General features: G+C 25.3%; 3 protein-coding genes. 2 read left to right on the plus strand and 1 reads right to left on the minus strand.

Translation table 11 applies throughout. The features are described 5' to 3' along the window. Both KQ44_RS03615 and KQ44_RS03620 read left to right on the plus strand, forming a co-directional pair. Positions 1–853 (plus strand): glycosyltransferase family 8 protein (locus KQ44_RS03615; RefSeq protein ID WP_143277870.1); only part of this gene is annotated, 853 nt, incomplete at its 5' end. Between the two features lie 27 nt (positions 854–880). Beyond that, a complete protein-coding gene (locus KQ44_RS03620; RefSeq protein WP_096736276.1) occupies positions 881–2188 on the plus strand; it encodes a UDP-glucose/GDP-mannose dehydrogenase family protein in 1308 nt (435 codons plus the stop codon). 103 nt (positions 2189–2291) lie between these two features. On the opposite strand, the gene KQ44_RS14395 is transcribed toward KQ44_RS03620, so the two are convergent. Further along, a partial coding sequence (locus tag KQ44_RS14395) for a hypothetical protein (RefSeq protein ID WP_168171250.1) occupies positions 2292–2559 on the minus strand: 268 nt, incomplete at its 5' end.

Below are 2559 nucleotides of genomic sequence, written 5' to 3' on the forward strand. Positions count from 1 at the left end.
TTATTTCAATTTTATAATTTTAGATGGAGGAATAACTGAAAAAAATAAAAGTAAATTATTATATTTAAAAAATATAAAAGAATGTAATATAACTTTTTATGATATGTTAAAATTTGATTTTTCCAGATTTAAATTAAATAGAGAACATATCTCACAAGCTACATATTATAGATTAGTTTTAACTAAAGTATTGCCTGATAATATTAATAAAATTATATATATGGATTGTGATACGGTAATTGAAACTAATATAAAAAGACTTTGGGATATTGATATAGAAAATTATTTAGCATTAGTTGTAGATGATGAATGTGGAATATCACAGTGCAGAAGATTGGCTTTGCCTCTAAAAAATAGATATTTTAATGCTGGAGTGTTGGTTTTTGATATAGAGAATCTAAAGAAATTTAATTTTTATAATGAATGTATTAGATGCTATAATAATAATGAGGATATTATTACTTTGCAGGATCAGGATATTTTGAATATTGTTTTAAACAATAAATGTAAATTTATAGAGTTAAACTGGAATACCAATTCACGTATATATTTAGGCAATAGTTTGAAAGGATATAATATACCATATTATGAAAATAGCTATACTAAAAAAGACGAGGAAAATGCTAAATATAATCCGTATATACTTCATTATACTGATATTTTAAAGCCTTGGGATATAGATTGCAATCATCCTTTAAAAAATGAGTATTTTGAGTATTTAAAATTTACTAAATTTAAATTTTTTAGAATAAAATATCTTTTTAATAAATACATTTTTTTATATAAAAAGACTAATAATTTTATTAAATTTAGAATATTTTCTATTAATATTAGAATAAAGTATAAAAGATAAATAATAATTATTAAGGAGTAATTAAAAATGAAGATATGTGTTATAGGTACTGGATATGTTGGATTAGTTGTTGGGGCTTGTTTTGCTGAAATGGGAAATTTTGTTATATGTGTTGATAATGATGAAGATAAATTAAAAAAATTAAATAATGGTATTATACCAATATATGAGCCAGGATTAGAAGATTTGATTAAATTTAATGTTGGAGAGAAAAGACTTTCATTTAGTTCTGATTTAGCAACAGCTGTTAAGGAATCTTTAATATGTTTTATAGCTGTTGGTACTCCTCAAGAAGAAGACGGTTCTGCTGATATGAAATATGTTTATACTGTGGCAGAGCAAATAGGTAAAGCATTAAATGGATATAAGGTTATTGTGGATAAATCAACTGTTCCAGTAGGTACTGCAGAAAAAGTTGCTGAAATAATAAAAGCAAATGCTAAAGAAGAGTTTAAAAATGAATTTGATGTAGTATCTAATCCTGAATTTTTAAAACAAGGTGCTGCTGTCGAGGATTCATTAAAACCCGATAGAATAGTAATTGGATCTAACTCTGAAAGAGCTACTAAAATAATGTATGAATTATATTCTGCTTTTTTAAGAACTGGAAATCCTGTTATAACAATGGATGTTAAATCTGCCGAAATGACTAAATATGCAGCTAATTCTTTTTTGGCTGTTAAGATTTCATATATCAATGAGATAGCAAATATATGTGAAAAAGTAGGGGCAAATGTTGATATGGTAAGGCTTGGAATGGCAGCTGACAGACGTATAGGAAGTCAGTTTTTATTTCCTGGATTAGGGTATGGTGGAAGTTGTTTTCCTAAAGATGTAAAAGCATTATTAAATACTGCTAAAGAAAATGGCTGTGAATATGATATATTAAAGTCTGCTGATTCTGTTAATTTTAAACAAAGAGAAGTATTTATTAAAAAAATAGAAAAATATTATAATAACGATATTAAAGGTAAAACTTTTGCTGTATGGGGACTTGCATTTAAGCCTAATACTAATGATATGAGAGAAGCTCCTGCTATTACTATAATTAATGCTTTGCTTGATAATGGAGCTAATATTAAAGCTTATGATCCTAAAGCTATGGAAAGTGCAAAAATTATATTTGGAGATAAAATTATATATGCAAATTCTTCTTATAATGCATTGGAAAATGTGGATGCCCTACTTCTTTTGACAGAATGGAATGAATTTAGACGTCCTGACTTTAATAGAATTAGAGATATGTTAAAAGATAAGGTTGTTTTTGATGGCAGAAATATTTATGATAAAAATGTTTTAGAAGAAAGAGGCTTAAAATATATTAGAATAGGATAATAAATCAAAGGTTTTGGTTTTTATATACAACCTATGCTGCACAACATAGGTTGTATTTTTTTGTGTTTTGAATTATTATAAAAATATATGTAATCTTTGAGTATTAATTCAGGGTCTGGTCTGGTCTGGTCTGGTACCATTCTAACATATTTTTATCTTTTATTATATTTTTTAAATAAAATAAGAATAGTTTTTTATTTACAGCACCATAATTAATGAGATCCTCTATAACATTATAAAATATATTTGTATAATATTCTTTTTTTGTGGATAATGAATTATGTATTAATGCTCTATTATAAATCCATAAAGCATGAGATGATAATAATTTTGTAATAACTTCATTAGATTTTTTACCTGAATAATCATAC

This window comes from Brachyspira sp. G79 (assembly GCF_002379365.1).
Taxonomy (GTDB): domain Bacteria; phylum Spirochaetota; class Brachyspiria; order Brachyspirales; family Brachyspiraceae; genus Brachyspira.

Coding starts and splice junctions, on each gene's coding strand:
- KQ44_RS03620 (WP_096736276.1), top strand. CDS start 881: ATGAAGATATGTGTTATAGGTACTGGATATGTTGGATTAGTTGTTGGG.